Consider the following 16,113-nt stretch of genomic DNA (forward strand, 5'->3'; position numbering starts at 1 on the left):
TTTAATAGTATAAATCGAAATAAGCTGCCTTTTGGGCAGCTTATTTCTTTGTTAGAATGAATATGAAAACTACTTCCAGCCTCCGCCTAAACTTTTGTAAATAGCGACAACTGTACTTAATTGTTTTTCTTTTGTTTCAATTAATTCCATTTTGGCATCCAATAAATCACGCTGAGTTGTTAAAACCTCCAAATAATCAGCACGATTATTTTTAAACAATTGATTTGCAATATCAATCGATTCTACAAGTGCTTTCGCTTGTTTATCTTTGTAAGAATAACTTTGTTCTAAATTATTAATCTTCGACATTTGATTTGACACTTCTAAATAAGCATTCAAAATCGTTTTATCATATTCGTACAAAGCTTGTATTTGACGAGCATTCGCCGTATTAAATTCTGCTTTAATTGCACTTTTATTAATGATAGGTGCTGCTAATTCACCGGCCAACGAATACAAAATAGACTCAGGCATTTTGATTAAATATGAAGGTTTGAACGCATTTAATCCTAAAGCAGCAGAAATATTAAGTGACGGATAAAATTCTGCACGAGCCACTTTTACATCTAAAGCAGAAGCTTTCAATTCTAATTCTGCTTGTTTGATATCAGGACGATTTGACAACAATTCTGATGGAATTCCAGCATGCATTGTTTGTGGAATCAAATCCATAAAAGATGAACCTTCACGTTTTATCGTTTGTGGGTATCTTCCTAATAACGCATTGATTCTATTTTCTGTCTCCGTAATATCTTGTTTAATATTAAATTCTTCACTCTCTGATTTTAATAATTCAGCATCAAATTTCTTCACTGCTAATTCTGTTTCTCGTGCAGCTTCTTTTTGAATTTTTACAACGCGAAGTGACTCTTTCTGCAACTCAATATTTCGATGAATTAAATCTAATTGACTATCCAATGATAACAATTCGTAATAAGATGAAGCTATTTCAGAAATCAAATTTGTCAAGACAAAATTCTTTCCTTCAACCGTTGATAAATATCGTGCAATCGAAGCATCTTTCGAATTACGCAGTTTCTTCCAAATATCAACTTCCCAATCAGCACTCAACCCAATTGCATAATCCATCAAAGGATCAGGCATTTCTTTCCCAGGTTTTATTTCTGTCGAAGCATCTCCGGCACCCTGACTTGTGTAACGACCAACTTTCTCCACTCCAATTCCAGCAGTTGCTGCAACAGTCGGAGATAATTTTCCATTCTTGTACATCACTTCATTTTTAGAAATCTCAATTTCTTGAAGTGTAATCATCAATTCTTGGTTATTTTTCAACGCTTCTTCAATCAAAACTTCCAAATTAGGATCGGTAAAAAATTGTTTCCAAGGCGTTAATCCAGAACTTGGTAAATCTTCATTTTGAATATTTTGATAAGTCTCCGGAATTTTTGGTGTTTGATGATTTTCTATCTCTTTACTAACTGCAGGAGCTTTACAGCTCCAAACCATTGTTCCAAAAAGACCAATTGTTATTATATTTTTAAAACTATTTTTATTCATCTTCAGTGATTTCTTCAGTTAAAGGGTTCTCGTCTTCGTATTTCACCAATTGCATTTTATCCGCCAAAGCGCCAAAAGCAACATATAAACCGGGTACAATAAACAATCCGAAAATAGTTCCGAACAACATTCCGCCAGCAGCTGCAGTACCAATTGTTCTATTTCCTACAGCTCCAGGTCCCGAAGCAATAACCAAGGGAATAAGTCCTGCAATGAACGCAAAAGACGTCATCAAAATTGGACGAAAACGAACTCCGGCACCTTCAATTGCAGCTTTTACAATAGAATAGCCTTCGTTGTGTTTCTGTACCGCAAATTCAATAATTAACACCGCATTTTTGCCGAGAAGTCCAATCAACATCACCATTGCTACTTGTGCATAGATGTTATTTTCTAATCCTAATAATTTCAAGAAGAAAAATGCTCCAAAAATTCCTGTTGGTAACGAAATGATAACAGGTAAAGGCAAAATAAAACTTTCGTATTGTGCAGCTAAAATCATGTAAACGAATATTAAGCAGATAGCGAAAATAATGACTGCTTCATTTCCTCGAGAAACCTCATCTTTCGATATTCCTGCCCAATCAATTCCAAACCCGCGAGGTAATGTATTTTTAGCCACTTCATTAATCGCCGCAATTGCTTGTCCACTACTGTAACCTTGCGCTGGCGTTCCGCTAATTTCTGCTGCATTGTACATGTTGTGACGAGTAATTTCGGATAACCCATATACTTTTTCAATTTTCATAAAAGCTGCATACGGAACCATTTCACCTTGATCATTTTTGACATACAACTTCAACAAATCCTCTGGTAAAGCACGATATTCTGGCGAAGCCTGAACCATTACTTTATAAGGTCGATCAAATTTGATAAAACTTGTTTCGTAATTAGAACCAACCAAAGTTGATAAATTATCCATCGCATTTTCAATAGAAACCCCTTTTTGTTCGGCAATATCATTGTCAATTTTTAAAACATATTGAGGAAACGAAGCGCTATAAAATGTAAATACAGAACTCAATTCCGGACGACGACTCAATTCTTTTACAAAATCCCGGCTCACTTCTTCCATTTTATGATAATCGCCACTACCTGCTTTATCCAACAATCTCAACTCAAAACCTCCGGCAGCTCCATAGCCTGGAACAGAAGGAGGCTGAAAATATTCAATATTAGCTCCGTTAATATTTCCTGCTTTTTCTTCTAATTCTTTGATAATTTCTTCGGCAGATTTTGATCGGTCTTCCCAACTTTTCAGGTTAATTAAACAAGTTCCTGAATTGGCCCCGGTTCCTTCCGTTAAAATTTCGTAACCAGCCAAAGATGAAACCGATGAAACACCATCTATTCCTTCAGCAATTTTTTGTAATTTTTGAGAGACTTCATTTGTTCTTTCTAATGTTGAACCCGGAGGAGTTTGAATAATCGCATAAAACATTCCTTGGTCTTCATTTGGAATAAATCCTGAAGGCAAATTATTATTCAGAAAGAAAACTCCGGCACAAAACGCTAATAATATCCCGAAAGTAACTGTTCGTTTATTTACTGTTTTAGTTAAAACTTTTTCATATTTAAAAGATCCCTTGTTGAACAAATTATTAAACTTCAATAAAAACCGATTTAATATTGTTTTCTTTCTCGATTGATGATGATTATTCTTCAAAATCATCGCGCATAAAGCAGGAGTTAACGTTAAGGCAACAACACCCGAAAGAATAATAGACGTTGCCATTGTAATCGAGAATTGTCTATAGAAAATTCCTACCGGACCAGACATAAAAGCAACAGGAATAAACACAGCTGCCATTACAAATGTAATCGCAATAATTGCCCCGCTAATTTCGCGCATAGCTTCTTCCGTCGCTCGCAAAGGAGACAGATTTTTCTCTTCCATCTTAGCATGTACTGCTTCAATCACCACAATTGCATCATCAACAACAACTCCAATGGCCATTACAAGCGCGAACAAGGAAATTAGATTCAATGTAATTCCAAAGAAATTCATCAATGCAAATGTTCCTACCAATGAAACAGGAACTGCTAAAGCAGGAATCAACGTAGAACGCCAATCGCCCAAAAATAAAAATACCACAATACCAACTAAAATAAAGGCTTCAAAAAGCGTATGAACAACTTTTTCCATTGAAGCATCTAAGAATTTAGAAACATCATATGAGATCTCATAATCCATTCCTTTAGGTAAATTATTTTCTTTCAAATCTGCCATCAATGATTTGATGTTTTTGATGACTTCACTCGCATTGCTTCCATAGGATTGTTTAATCACAATTGCTGCAGAAGGTTTGCCATTTAACGTAGAGTAAATATCATACATCGAACTTCCAAATTCAATGCCCGCAACATCTTTCAACCGCAAGATTTCACCGTTAGTATTCGCTCTTAAAATGATATTTCCATATTGCTCTTTTGTATTGTACCGACCTGAATATTTCAATACATATTCAAATGCTTCAGAACGTTTTCCTGAGCTTTCACCAGTTTTTCCCGGTGAAGCTTCAATACTTTGTTCGTCTAATGCTTTCATCACATCATCCGCAGAAATATTATACGCTTGCATACGATCAGGTTTCAACCATACACGCATCGCATATTCTCTGTTACCTAAAATATCAGCATCTCCAACTCCATTAATACGTTTTAACTCAGATAAAATATTGATATCTGCATAATTGTATAAAAATTGTTGATCTGCTTTTGGGTCGTTACTGTACAAGTTAATGTACATCAACATATTCGATTCTTCACGCGTAATCTTCACTCCTTCTCGGACAACCAACGGCGGAAGTTTATTCACAACCGAAGAAACACGGTTTTGCACATTTACCGCTGCAATATTGGGATCTGTCCCCAAATCAAAAATAACCTGAATAGAAGCTTCTCCATCGTTCCCTGCATCAGATGTAATATATTTCATCCCGGGAACACCATTTAATGCACGTTCCAATGGAATGACAACTGATTTTATCAATAACTCGTTATTCGCACCAGGATATTCCGCTGTAATATTCACCTTTGGTGGAGAAATCGAAGGAAATTGCGTGACAGGTAATTTGACTAATGACAGAATTCCTAAGAAAACTATAATCAACGAAATGACAATCGAAAGAACGGGTCTTCGAATAAATTTATCAAACATAACTTTGAATTTTTAGATTAGTTTGATTTTAATTTTAACGATGAAAGAACTTTTTTAGGTGCAATAAATTTCGTTTTGATTTTATCATCCTCTTTCACTTTCTGAACACCTTCCAACAAAATATTATCTTTCTCCGAAAGTCCACTTTCTACCACATAAAGATCTGGCATTTCTAGACCAATCGTGATATTTCTCGATTTCACAACACCATTTTTATCTACTATAAAAACATAGGTTTTATCTTGAATTTCGTAGGTTGCTTTTTGTGGAATTAATAGAGCATCATGTAACGGAACTGTCATTTTAACTTTCCCTGTTTCGCCATTTCTTAACAAATGATTCGGGTTGGCAAAACGCGCACGAAACGCAATATTTCCTGTTTCGTTGTTAAATTCTCCTTCTATCGTTTCCACCATCCCTTTCTCAGGCAAAGGTTTATTATTCGCCATAATCAACGAAACTTGTTTGCTTGCTCTATCTTGAATATTGGTTTGATAATCTAAATACTCAGGCTCAGAAACGTTGAAATAAGCAAACATTGATGAATTGTCAGACAAATTTGTCAATAACATTCCTTCATCAATTAAGCTTCCTAATTTCATTGGAATTCTATCAATCACTCCGGAAAATGGCGCACGAATATCTGTAAACGATAAATGTAATTGAGCCAATTGCATTTCTGCTCTCGATTTTTCTAGTCGAGCTTGTGCAATCGCTTTTTCGTTCTTAGAAACGACATTGTTATCTGCCAAAGTTGTTGAGTTTTGTAATTCAATTTGCGCTTCTTTTACCTCAGCTTTCGATTTTAAATATTCAGCTTGATACATCGAAGGCATAATGCGAAACAGCAATTGTCCAGCATGCACATATTGACCTTCATCCACAAAAATCTTTTGCAAATAACCTTTTTCTTGCGCACGAATTTCGATATTTCGTACCGATTGAATTTGGGCTACATAATCCTTATCCACAATTGTATCCATTTTGATTGGCATCGTGATTGGATAATCTTTCACTTCTTCTTTTTCCTGTTTTTTTGACGAACAACTTGTTGTCAACCATACAGTACTCAGAGCAACAAATAATGCGACTCTTTTCATAATTCTTCTAACTATTAAATGTAAAATTTGATTAAATGGATTTCTTGGTAGAAGTAGTTTTACCAAAAAATATTACATACAAAAATTTGCTAATCCTCAGCTATTCATGGACTGAACATTAATTTTTGGTGTCATTTTAAAAATTTAAGAAATCAATCAAATTCTGATTGTACGTAACAGAATGTACTTACAACTGGAAAATTTGATGGTTTTATTGTAGAAGATGCGCTTTTTTCTTAAACCTTGAATAATAAAATTTAAGACCAAAACAACGCTTAATAGTTTGATACAAGTTTCTAAATCGATTTTATTTGACGTCTGAAAATCATCATCAATCGTTTCGATACCTGGATTAAATTCTTGAAATTGGATAGAATTTGAAGTTTGAGAAAATTTAGTTTCAATCACTTTACTTGCGTGATAAACATGTGTATTATCGTTGACAACGGTTTGTGAACTTAAATTTCCTTGAGAATGTTGCGTACCTGCAAATACTTTGGTTTCCGCAAAAAACAGCAGAAACAAAGCCGATAGCAAGTATGTAATAAACATTTTCATAATTCTGTTCAAATGTAAGACTAGAAATAATACAATAATCTATATTAACATTTTTTAACGTCCATTTTTTTCAATACAGATATTGGACTACAAGTCAACTCATTAAAATTTTATTCATCTCTTCCCTTTACTCATTTTAAAAACTCATTTTTTTTATTGAAATTTGCCCTTCAACAAACAAAAGTATATGGCGAAAGCAAAAAAAGCAATCGATTCGTTAGCAATAATGACGAATTTGGTTTTACCAAATGAAACAAATAATTTGGGCAATATGTTTGGAGGTGAACTTCTTGCAGCAATGGATCGAATTTCTTCTATTTCAGCTAAAATGCATGGAGGAAGTTTCTTGGTTGTGACCGCAAGTGTAAATCATGTGGCTTTCAATATCCCAATTCCAATGGGTAGCACAATCAAATTAGAATCTAAAGTAACCCGTGCATTTAATTCTTCGATGGAAGTCTATGTAGATGTGTTTGTTTATGATTACGAAAACTGCGTATACAACCAAACAAATAGTGGTATTTATACGTTTGTTGCAGTAGATAACGACAATAAACCTGTCGCTGTCCCTGAATTGATTCCTGAATCACCTCAAGAAATAGAGCGATTCAATGCAGCCTTAAGACGTAAACAATTAAGTTTGATTTTGGCGGGACGCATGCAACCTTCAGAAGCTCATGAATTGAAATCATTATTTATAGAATAATTTTAAGAACTAAAAAAGTCGAAACAATGTTTCGACTTTTTTAGTTTATCCTTTGTTAATCTTTATTTGCTAAACGATCCACAACATACTCTATTTGAGTTTTCCCGTGTGGCTTTGGTTTTCCATTTTCATCCAGATTAACCATTGTGATTCTATCTACCGTAATAATGGTTTCATGTGTCATTTTATTACGAACTTCACATTGCAGTATCAACGAGGTTGTTCCAAACTTCACCACTTCAATTCCAATCTCAACGATATCTCCTTCACGAGCCGAGGCCATAAAGTTAATCTCAGACATGTGTTTAGTTACAACATGTGAATTTTCAAGTTGTACAATACTATACAAAGCTGCTTCTTCATCAATCCAAGCCAAAAGTTTTCCTCCAAAAAGTGTCTTATTTGGATTTAGATCTTCTGGTTTTACCCATTTACGAGTGTGAAATTTCATAGTTTTCTATTTTAAGTTCTTGTTTATTTTCATTTGCTAAGCGATTCGCTTCTGAAATAAACTTCACTAAATTTACAGCATATTTTCCTTCCAGCAAAGATTCATTATCCCGAATTAATGCCTCCGAAATCTCAGTAATTGCATTTGGATGAAAATTCTTTTGTTCAGTAGACATTTTGTTCGAACAACACACATTTTTCAGATCTGAATAAAGCATCTGGTTAAGGTACTGATCCCCAATTTTTATTGTTCCTTTTTCTGCAATAATGGTGATATTACTTTCAAAATTTTTATTAAAAACAGACGTAGTATAAATCATATGTCCGATTGCTCCATCAACTGTAAAATCAACACAACCCGAATCATCAAATTCCGTGATATCATGATGTGTAAAGTTGAAACTTTTTGAATTTGTACAAACGACTTCATCAAACCAAAAGTTCATAATATCAACAAAATGAGAAAATTGTGTAAATAACACGCCTCCGTCCATCTCCTGATTTCCGTGCCATTCGCGCAATTTATAGTAATTCTTATTACGGTTCCAATAACAATTGATATTCACCATAAAAATTTTACCCAACGAATGATTGTCAATCAAATTTTTTACATACTGTACAACAGGAGAGAAACGAAGTTGCATAGATGTAAAAACTCTTCGTTTTTTCTCTTCCGCTACCTTCAGAATCTCATTTGCATCTTCTACAGTTAATGCAATTGGTTTTTCGATCAAGACATTTTTTCCTGCTTTTAGGCAACGAATGGCGTGTTCACGGTGTAAACCATTAGGAGTTGCAATCACTACAACATCCGTTTCTTGATCTTCGTTCAAAAAACTTTCGAGTGTAGAATATCCTTTAATCGTTAAATCTTCAGGCAAATTGAAATCAATCACCGAAATTAATTGTGCATTTTCAGCTTCTTCTATCGCTTGTTGATGTACACGTCCAATATGTCCATAGCCTAAAATGGAAAAATTCTTCATTGAATTTATTTAATAATTTTCTCTAATATCTTTTGCGTAATCAGATAAGTTGGTTTTACACCTGTTAATCCTAAACCACCAGAAGCCAATGTACTTCCTGTTTCTAAAGGATTATCTGATGCGTAGTATGCATACATTACTTTAACATCTTTGTCGATGTGATGTCTGATTTTTGAAGCAACCTGAATTGCTTTTTGATAATGTGCTCCTTCCATTTCTAATCCAATTGCTTGGAAAGACGAATTTTTGAAATACTCCAAAACGTCTTTGTTTTGTAATGATGTTCCTAAAACCGAAATCATAGGTCCTTCATATACTCCTAATCCTTGGCCTTCGAAATCTGCTGCAGATAATTCGTTATCAAAAACATAGTTATCTGTTGTTCCTTCGAATACATGTGCTGTTGCAATCATAATATCACCTTTCACCCCTTCTAAGATTCCGGCTTTCCCCATAATCGCTACAGATTTTACATTCATTTTAAAACGAACATCCCCCACTTTATATGGTTTTAATAATTCGTCCATTGCTTCAAATGCCTGTTCTCCAAACGCATAGTCCATTACAATAATTACTTCATTGTTCTTATCCTTTGCATAAGAAAATGCCGAATTTGTAATATTTAATTTCTCTAAATCAATAATTTGAACATCGATATTTGTTCCTGACTGATCTTTGATGTAAACTAAACCATTTTGCTGCGTATATTCATTTAACGACTCACGTAGCATTTTGTTATTTGCAGCACTTAAATCTTCATAAATTTCTACACCGTCATTTTTAAATTTTCTTTTCAAACCGTCATATGCATACAACATATTCGATACGCTGTGCATGTTTGCTGAGATGATATGAATATTTTTATCTTGAAGATTCTTTTCGAATAATACGCGTTTGATTTCATTCGCCCACTTTTCTCCAATCATATGATGACCAATCGATTCGCGTAGCGTTGATGTAAATGTAATTTCACGCTTCTTTGTTCCGATACGGTCTTGTTGGCTTGTATATCCCATCCAATAAACAATTCGGAAAAAACGATCTTTATCCTCAGATGAGCCAAAATAATCATGAATTTCTTGTGTTTCCTCGAATGTTCTTCCTAAAACAGTTGATAAATGCATTAAGGCTACTTCACGTTCTTTACGCGAAATCTCAACCTCATTGAACACTACATTTTCGATAAATTCCCACGCTCTACTTTTAGAAAGTGTTTCGTTACTAAATGCTCTATTTCTAATTTTATCTGCTTCGTTGTACAAAAATGTTAAGTGCGTCAAAACATCATAAATATCAGAACGCCCGCGGGAAATCTCAATATTCATTTGATCTTCATCAATCCTATAACAGAAACGACGACGCTTTGCCGGAATAATTGGTGTAAAAATAGAACGATCATATCCTTCGTCAGAAGTGAAAGACACATAAGGTGTTTCTACAATTCCTTCCGGTAAACGATCTAAAACATACATCAATCCACTTAATTCTACTTTATTCGGATCAGTCATTGATCCATAAATTTCCGGATTGATTTCAAATAATAAGTTTCTTAACATTTTTCCAGGTGCACCAGATGGACGGTATACACCTCTATGAAATAAATGACGCATTGAGATGTATAATCTTTCAATAGCGTCAGTAGATCTTCTTGCTCTTGTTATTGACATAATAATTTTTTACTTTTTTTGGTTGTTTAATTCTTGTTGAATGGCCATTAATTCATCGTACCATTCTTGTCCAAATTTGCGGACCAATGAATCCTTTGCGAATGTTGCTACATTTACTTTCAATTCTTTTCCTAAGGTACAAGCATCTGCACAAATATCCCATACGTGATAATTAACAGATGTAAAATTTGAATATTCCTTAACACGAACGGGGTATAAATGACATGAAATAGGTTTCTTATAATCCACTTTTCCTTCTTCGAATGCCTTTTCTATTCCACATTTCGAAAAGCCGTTTTCTTCAAAAACCAAATAGGCACATTCACGATTATTGACTAATGGTGTTACCCAATCGCCGTCAGAATCCATTGTGTATTTACCTTCCTGCTCAATCACCGCAATTCCTTCGGGACGCAAATAAGGCTTTACATCTTCATAAATATCATCTAATACAGTTAATTCGTCTTCATCCAAAGGCGCTCCAGCGTCGCCTTCTACACAACAAATCCCTTTACATTTGTTCAGATTACAAACAAAATCTTCATTTAGCAGTTCTTCAGATACAAGGGTCTTTCCTATTTGGAACATATGTTACATTAAATTTTGTAACATGCAAAGGTACGGATAATTCCTCAGAAAAATGTAATTTTGTAAAAGAATAATGGATAATCTACTTTCAAAAATCAATCATCCTAAGGAACTTAGGTCTATTGAAGTGTCTCAATTAAACCAATTGGCTTATGAGATGCGAGAATTTATTTTGGATACATTGAGTATAAAACCTGGTCATCTAGGTGCGAGTTTAGGTGTTATCGAGTTGACAATTGCCTTGCATTATCATTACAATACACCACAGGATTTATTGATTTGGGATGTTGGTCATCAATGTTATCCACATAAGATTTTGACCGGTCGTCAGAAAATTTTCGATTCTTTGCGTCAAAAGAATGGAATTTCCGGATTCCCTACTCGTATAGAGACCGAGTTTGACACCTTTGGAACCGGACACTCTTCTACATCCATTTCTGCAATTATCGGAATGGCCACTGCGGATAAAATCAATCAAATCAAGCGCAAACATATTGCAATTATTGGTGATGCTTCAATCACATCCGGAATGAGTTTGGAAGCATTGAATCATCTTGGCTCAACAGATTTGGATGTTTTGGTAATTTTGAATGACAATGATATCGGTATTGATCCTTCGGTCGGCGGATTAAAGAAACATTTTAAATCATTAGAAAATCAAGCTGAAAATATCTTTACCAATTTCGGTTTAAATTTTATCGGAACCATTGACGGACACAATTTTGATGAATTACTGAATGCTTTCAATAAAGCTGATTCTATCAAAGGTCCAAAAGTTTTACACATCAAAACAATAAAAGGAAAAGGTTACGAACAAGCCGAAATCGATCAAGTAAAATGGCATGCTCCAGGCTTGTTCGATAGAGAAACTGGCGAAATAAAATCCAAAAGAAAAGAAACTTCGTACCAAGATGTTTTTGGTGAAACCATGCATCAGTTGTTCGAAAATAATTCGCAAATCGTTGCGATAACACCAGCGATGATAACAGGAAGTAATTTAGTGAAATGTTACCAAGATTTCCCCGAACGTGTCTTTGATGTTGGCATTTCGGAACAACATGCGGTAACGTTTGCAGCTGGTTTGGCGACGCAAAATACCATTCCGTATTGTGTGATTTATTCGACATTTTTACAACGTTCCTACGACCAAGTGATACACGATGTCGCACTACAGAATTTGCCTGTTGTGTTTTGTATCGATCGCGCAGGATTTGTAGGAACAGACGGCGCGACGCATCATGGCTATTTTGACATTGCTTATTTACGCGAAATTCCAAATATGATTGTGACTTCGCCACGAAATGAGAAAGATTTCAAAAATCTATTGTACACAGCTCAGTTTACAACTCAACCTTTTGCGATTCGCTATCCAAAAAATAATATCCAAACTAATAATTCTAAAGTCGAAAAAATAGAAATCGGTAAATCTGAAATTATTTTTGAAGGAAATCAATTGGCAATTCTTTCAACTGGATTAATTGGTTCGAGAATTGAAGAGATTATTATTCAACATCATTTACAAGACAAAGTTGCATTAATCGATTTTCCGTTTATCAAACCTATTGATGAATCCCGATTAAAAGCTATATCGTTAAAATATTCTACCATATTAACCTTCGAAGATGGAATCAAAAAAGGAGGTTTTGGAAGCGGAATTTTAGAGTTTTTCAATACTCTTCATTACAAAGGAAATATCACCATCAATGGTTATCCGGATGAATTTATTGAACATGCTTCAATTTCTGAATTAGAACAAATGGTTGGTTTAGATGATTCTTCCATATTGGAAATGATAAAAAGTTATTTGTAATGGAACACGAATATTTTAAGAATGCTTTAGATCTTTTTTTATTTGGTTTAGGAACTTTTATTTTTTCAATCTTATTCCACAATCCATTTAAAAAGAAAAAAATAAACCCGGATTTTCGTTTTGGTTTAGAACAAAAAGAAAAATTAGAATATAGTAATGAACAATTAAGAAGAATAAATGAGACAAGAATTAAAGGATTATATATTATTGGATTTCTCCTTATAATTTCTTCTATTGTCTATTTGATTTTAGGAATTATTGAATATTTTTAAACTCAATAATTTTCGGTACGAGAGTTGTTATAGCTTTCTCTAATTTATAAACACAACAACAATGAAAAAAATAATCGGTTTATCTTTTATAGCAGTATTGTTAACATTGCAATCTTGCGGCACAACAAGCAACATGCAAGAATTCTATACAAAATATGACAATCAATCTACTGTAATTCCTTTACCTTCTTTTGCGTTGAAATTAGCTGGAAAAGCCGGTGGAACAGATTTATTTAATTATTTAAAATCGGCTAAAGTTTTTGTTGTTTTAGATGCTGGACAAGGGAAGCAAAAAAGAATCATGAATGATTTACAATCGTCAATGCGTGGTGAAAAGTACGAAAACTTAGTGAAATTCAAAGCCAAAGACAGCCGTTTGAATATTTCATTACAAGAAGATAGTGGACGTGTTAAGAAAATGATTTTTGGAATTAACGGTTTACGAAATGTATTGGTAATCGATTCGAAATTAGACATTCCACGAGCTGACTTAGACAAAGTTTTAGATAATGTTTCAGCGGAAGACATTGCAGATTTAGCAGATATTTTGAAATAATAATAAAGCCAGCTATTTAGTTGGCTTTATTTCATAAACTACTTTATATCTCTTATCATTCACTAAATATTCTCTATAATAAACTGTTGATGGATTTTGCCACAACCATGTTTTATTCTTTGTGAAATTCTTGTAGTTAAAATCATCATCTCTTATTATATAACATTCATCTTTTATATAGATTGATGATGTAATTTCTTCTCTTTTTACATGAATTTTCTTCGCCAAAAATAAGCTTCGTCATTTTTCATCATAAATAAGATTAGCGTTATACATTAAAGATAGATAAATTTTATCTCAAAACAATTCTTCTTAACTTTGCCACATGAGTGGAAAATTATATTTGGTTCCGACACCAATCGGAAATTTGGGAGATATGACATTTAGAGCAGTTGAAGTGCTAAAAGAATCGGATGTGATTTTGGCAGAAGACACGCGAAATAGTGGTATTTTACTGAAACATTTCGAAATTTCTACTCCAATGCGTAGCTATCATATGCACAATGAGCATCAAGCAACTGAGGATATTATTCGTCAGTTAAAAGATGGTCAAATCATTTCGATTATTACAGATGCCGGAACTCCGGGTATTTCCGATCCGGGTTATTTATTGGCAAAAGAATGTGTCGCAAATGATATTATCATCGAGTGCTTGCCAGGAGCAACAGCTTTTGTTCCTGCTTTAGTGGTTTCTGGATTACCCAATAATGAATTCACTTTTGTCGGATTTTTACCTGTAAAAAAAGGTCGAAAAAGCAAATTAGATTCTTTGGTAGAGGAAAAAAAGACTATGATTTTCTATGAATCACCGCACAAGATTGGGCGTACTTTAAAAGATTTTGCTGAATCTTTCGGAGCTGAAAGAAAGGCTAGTCTATCGCGTGAAATCTCGAAGAAATTCGAAGAAACACTGCGTGGAACTTTAACAGAATTAGCCGAAATTGCTGAAAAACGAAATTTAAAAGGAGAAATGGTTTTAATTGTTGAAGGAGCTCCTCACTAGTCGTTGAAACGAATATCTTTGATATTCAATTGCCAGGTTCCTTTTCCTTGCCAATAGTTCATCCCAATAGTATATACCATATCAAACGATTGTCCTTTCTCTAACTTTGGACCAAACTTTCCAAGTTTGAAACCAATCGAAGGAAATGTAATACGGGTATCACGCTGATGAACATATAAACGTGCATGTTCTTTTCCTACCAAACGAAAATCAGTGGCCAATAAATCCTTCGAAAGAAATACAGGATTCATATTCTCTGGTCCAAACGGTGCCATTCGCATAATAGACTCTAAAAAAGATCGTGTCATATCGTTAAACGAAATCTCTTTATCAATCAGAATAGAAGGTGTAAAATGAGTTCCATTTGACATCTCTTTTACTGTTTGATCAAACCTGATTTTGAACTCCTCAAAATTTTCTTCTTTCATTGCCAAACCAGCGGCGGCCATATGCCCTCCAAACTGTGTTAACAAATCTTTGTTTTTCTCAATAGCTGTATAGATATCAAATTCTTGAATAGAGCGCGCAGAGCCTACAATTTCACCCTCATTATTTTTCGTAAAAACAATGGTTGGTTTATAGTACAGATCAACTAAACGAGAGGCAACGATACCAATTACACCTTTGTTCCAAGATGAATTGTAAACAATTGTTGAATATTTCTCATTCGTATTAATTTGATTTAACTGCTCAAGCGCATCTTGTGTCATATCAATGTCTAATGTCTTGCGCTCATTGTTCAAAGAATTGATGTCATTTAAATATTTACGACATTCTTCTTCATCTGTACTCAACATAAAACGAACAGCTTCCGAACCAAGTTTTATTCGTCCTGCAGCATTAATTTTTGGCGCAATTGAGAAAACAACATTCGAGATATTGACATTATTTTTAATGTTCGTTGGGATCAATTGTTGAAAAGCCAAACGAGGTTCAGAGTTAAGACGTTGCAAACCTTCATAAGCCAACACACGGTTTTCACCTGTAATGGGTACAATATCGGCTGCAATACTCACCGCAACTAAATCTAAAAACGGAAAAAGAGTTTTTTTGGGAAGGTTAAACTTTTCGGTATAAGCCTGTACTAATTTGAATCCCACTCCACAACCGCTTAATTCTTTGTACGGGTAACGACAACCTTTTTGTTTGGGATCTAAAACGGCATAAGCTTTTGGCACAGAATGATCAGGTAAATGGTGGTCACAAATAATATAATCTATCCCCTTTGATTGCGCATAGTTGATTTGTTCGTGTGCTTTTATTCCACAATCTAAAGCTACAACAAGTGTGATATTATTTTGAATGGCAAACTCTATGCTTTGCATAGAAATTCCATAACCTTCATTATTTCGATCGGGGATATAAAAAAAGACTTTCGAGTAGATGGAAGTCAGAAATTCGTAAAATAATGTTACGGCTGTTGTTCCATCTACATCGTAGTCTCCAAATATTAAGATCTTTTCATCATCATCAATTGCATTCTTGATACGGGAAACCGCATCGGACATTCCTTTCATCAAAAAAGGATCATGCAATTCATCCAAAGATGGATTAAAATACGATTTAGCTTGACTAAAATTCGTGATTCCACGTTGGGCTAATAAAATAGCAAGAACCTCAGAAATATTAAGTGACTCTCTTAAATCCTTAACTATTTCAGTACTGGGTTGTTCTTTTATTTCCCATGTTTTTTCCATCTCCTTAATTTACATTTTTTTAATTAGAGAGAAGGGTAAGAG

Annotated in this window: 14 protein-coding genes; 5 read left to right on the top strand and 9 right to left on the bottom strand. The window is 34.2% G+C overall.

Annotated elements, in window-relative coordinates; genetic code table 11:
• Window positions 1–69: 69 nt before the first annotated feature.
• The 4 genes from H277_RS0106495 to H277_RS0106510 all read right to left on the bottom strand — a co-directional run bounded on the left by H277_RS0106495 (window position 70) and on the right by H277_RS0106510 (window position 6,330).
• Window positions 70–1,518, bottom strand: a complete 1,449-nt coding sequence (locus tag H277_RS0106495; RefSeq protein WP_019974777.1) for a TolC family protein — start codon at window positions 1,516–1,518, stop codon at window positions 70–72.
• Window positions 1,511–4,678 carry an efflux RND transporter permease subunit gene (locus tag H277_RS0106500; protein WP_019974778.1) on the bottom strand — a complete coding sequence of 1,056 codons (3,168 nt, stop codon included), beginning with the start codon at window positions 4,676–4,678 and terminating at the stop codon, window positions 1,511–1,513. Before H277_RS0106500 ends, H277_RS0106495 begins: the two co-directional genes overlap by 8 nt.
• A gap of 17 nt (window positions 4,679–4,695) precedes the next feature.
• On the bottom strand, window positions 4,696–5,778 hold the full coding sequence (locus H277_RS0106505) for an efflux RND transporter periplasmic adaptor subunit (protein ID WP_019974779.1): 1,083 nt from the start codon (window positions 5,776–5,778) through the stop codon (window positions 4,696–4,698).
• Window positions 5,779–5,934: 156 nt separating this feature from the next.
• Window positions 5,935–6,330, bottom strand: coding sequence for a hypothetical protein (locus tag H277_RS0106510; protein WP_019974780.1), 396 nt, complete (start codon window positions 6,328–6,330; stop codon window positions 5,935–5,937).
• 193 nt (window positions 6,331–6,523) lie between these two features.
• Here H277_RS0106510 and H277_RS0106515 point away from each other — a divergent pair, with 193 nt between their 5' ends.
• On the top strand, window positions 6,524–7,042 hold the full coding sequence (locus H277_RS0106515; RefSeq protein WP_019974781.1) for an acyl-CoA thioesterase: 519 nt from the start codon (window positions 6,524–6,526) through the stop codon (window positions 7,040–7,042).
• Between the two features lie 55 nt (window positions 7,043–7,097).
• Here H277_RS0106515 and H277_RS0106520 read toward each other — a convergent pair whose 3' ends face one another.
• The 4 genes from H277_RS0106520 to H277_RS0106535 are packed head-to-tail and all read right to left on the bottom strand — an operon-like array spanning window position 7,098 to window position 10,733.
• Window positions 7,098–7,493: an acyl-CoA thioesterase gene (locus H277_RS0106520; protein WP_019974782.1), complete on the bottom strand. Its 396-nt coding sequence runs from the start codon at window positions 7,491–7,493 to the stop codon at window positions 7,098–7,100.
• Window positions 7,474–8,478, bottom strand: coding sequence for a Gfo/Idh/MocA family protein (locus H277_RS0106525; protein ID WP_019974783.1), 1,005 nt, complete (start codon window positions 8,476–8,478; stop codon window positions 7,474–7,476). The genes H277_RS0106520 and H277_RS0106525 overlap by 20 nt, the downstream gene beginning before the upstream one ends.
• Before the next feature lie 5 nt (window positions 8,479–8,483).
• Window positions 8,484–10,145 (bottom strand): DUF6909 family protein, encoded by a 1,662-nt coding sequence (locus tag H277_RS0106530; protein WP_033422594.1) that lies wholly within the window; start codon window positions 10,143–10,145, stop codon window positions 8,484–8,486.
• A 9-nt stretch (window positions 10,146–10,154) separates the two neighbouring features.
• Window positions 10,155–10,733 (bottom strand): DUF3109 family protein, encoded by a 579-nt coding sequence (locus H277_RS0106535; RefSeq protein ID WP_019974785.1) that lies wholly within the window; start codon window positions 10,731–10,733, stop codon window positions 10,155–10,157.
• Between the two features lie 73 nt (window positions 10,734–10,806).
• Here H277_RS0106535 and H277_RS0106540 point away from each other — a divergent pair, with 73 nt between their 5' ends.
• From H277_RS0106540 to rsmI, 4 genes are all read left to right on the top strand, one after another.
• Window positions 10,807–12,543 (top strand): 1-deoxy-D-xylulose-5-phosphate synthase, encoded by a 1,737-nt coding sequence (locus tag H277_RS0106540; protein WP_019974786.1) that lies wholly within the window; start codon window positions 10,807–10,809, stop codon window positions 12,541–12,543.
• Window positions 12,543–12,815, top strand: a complete 273-nt coding sequence (locus H277_RS0106545) for a hypothetical protein (protein WP_019974787.1) — start codon at window positions 12,543–12,545, stop codon at window positions 12,813–12,815. The genes H277_RS0106540 and H277_RS0106545 overlap by 1 nt, the downstream gene beginning before the upstream one ends.
• Before the next feature lie 61 nt (window positions 12,816–12,876).
• Window positions 12,877–13,371: a DUF4252 domain-containing protein gene (locus H277_RS0106550; RefSeq protein WP_019974788.1), complete on the top strand. Its 495-nt coding sequence runs from the start codon at window positions 12,877–12,879 to the stop codon at window positions 13,369–13,371.
• Between the two features lie 325 nt (window positions 13,372–13,696).
• Window positions 13,697–14,374 (top strand): 16S rRNA (cytidine(1402)-2'-O)-methyltransferase, encoded by a 678-nt coding sequence (gene rsmI / locus H277_RS0106560; protein WP_019974790.1) that lies wholly within the window; start codon window positions 13,697–13,699, stop codon window positions 14,372–14,374.
• Here the strand turns inward: rsmI and recJ are convergent.
• On the bottom strand, window positions 14,371–16,071 hold the full coding sequence (gene recJ, locus H277_RS0106565; protein ID WP_019974791.1) for a single-stranded-DNA-specific exonuclease RecJ: 1,701 nt from the start codon (window positions 16,069–16,071) through the stop codon (window positions 14,371–14,373). The genes rsmI and recJ overlap by 4 nt on opposite strands.
• Window positions 16,072–16,113: the final 42 nt, after the last annotated feature.

This window comes from Empedobacter brevis NBRC 14943 = ATCC 43319 (assembly GCF_000382425.1).
Lineage (GTDB): Bacteria > Bacteroidota > Bacteroidia > Flavobacteriales > Weeksellaceae > Empedobacter > Empedobacter brevis.

Coding starts and splice junctions, on each gene's coding strand:
- H277_RS0106525 (WP_019974783.1), bottom strand. CDS start 8,478: ATGAAGAATTTTTCCATTTTAGGCTATGGACATATTGGACGTGTACAT.
- H277_RS0106505 (WP_019974779.1), bottom strand. CDS start 5,778: ATGAAAAGAGTCGCATTATTTGTTGCTCTGAGTACTGTATGGTTGACA.
- H277_RS0106500 (WP_019974778.1), bottom strand. CDS start 4,678: ATGTTTGATAAATTTATTCGAAGACCCGTTCTTTCGATTGTCATTTCG.
- H277_RS0106550 (WP_019974788.1), top strand. CDS start 12,877: ATGAAAAAAATAATCGGTTTATCTTTTATAGCAGTATTGTTAACATTG.
- H277_RS0106530 (WP_033422594.1), bottom strand. CDS start 10,145: ATGTCAATAACAAGAGCAAGAAGATCTACTGACGCTATTGAAAGATTA.
- H277_RS0106540 (WP_019974786.1), top strand. CDS start 10,807: ATGGATAATCTACTTTCAAAAATCAATCATCCTAAGGAACTTAGGTCT.
- H277_RS0106520 (WP_019974782.1), bottom strand. CDS start 7,493: ATGAAATTTCACACTCGTAAATGGGTAAAACCAGAAGATCTAAATCCA.
- rsmI (WP_019974790.1), top strand. CDS start 13,697: ATGAGTGGAAAATTATATTTGGTTCCGACACCAATCGGAAATTTGGGA.
- H277_RS0106515 (WP_019974781.1), top strand. CDS start 6,524: ATGGCGAAAGCAAAAAAAGCAATCGATTCGTTAGCAATAATGACGAAT.
- H277_RS0106545 (WP_019974787.1), top strand. CDS start 12,543: ATGGAACACGAATATTTTAAGAATGCTTTAGATCTTTTTTTATTTGGT.
- H277_RS0106510 (WP_019974780.1), bottom strand. CDS start 6,330: ATGTTTATTACATACTTGCTATCGGCTTTGTTTCTGCTGTTTTTTGCG.
- H277_RS0106495 (WP_019974777.1), bottom strand. CDS start 1,518: ATGAATAAAAATAGTTTTAAAAATATAATAACAATTGGTCTTTTTGGA.
- H277_RS0106535 (WP_019974785.1), bottom strand. CDS start 10,733: ATGTTCCAAATAGGAAAGACCCTTGTATCTGAAGAACTGCTAAATGAA.
- recJ (WP_019974791.1), bottom strand. CDS start 16,071: ATGGAAAAAACATGGGAAATAAAAGAACAACCCAGTACTGAAATAGTT.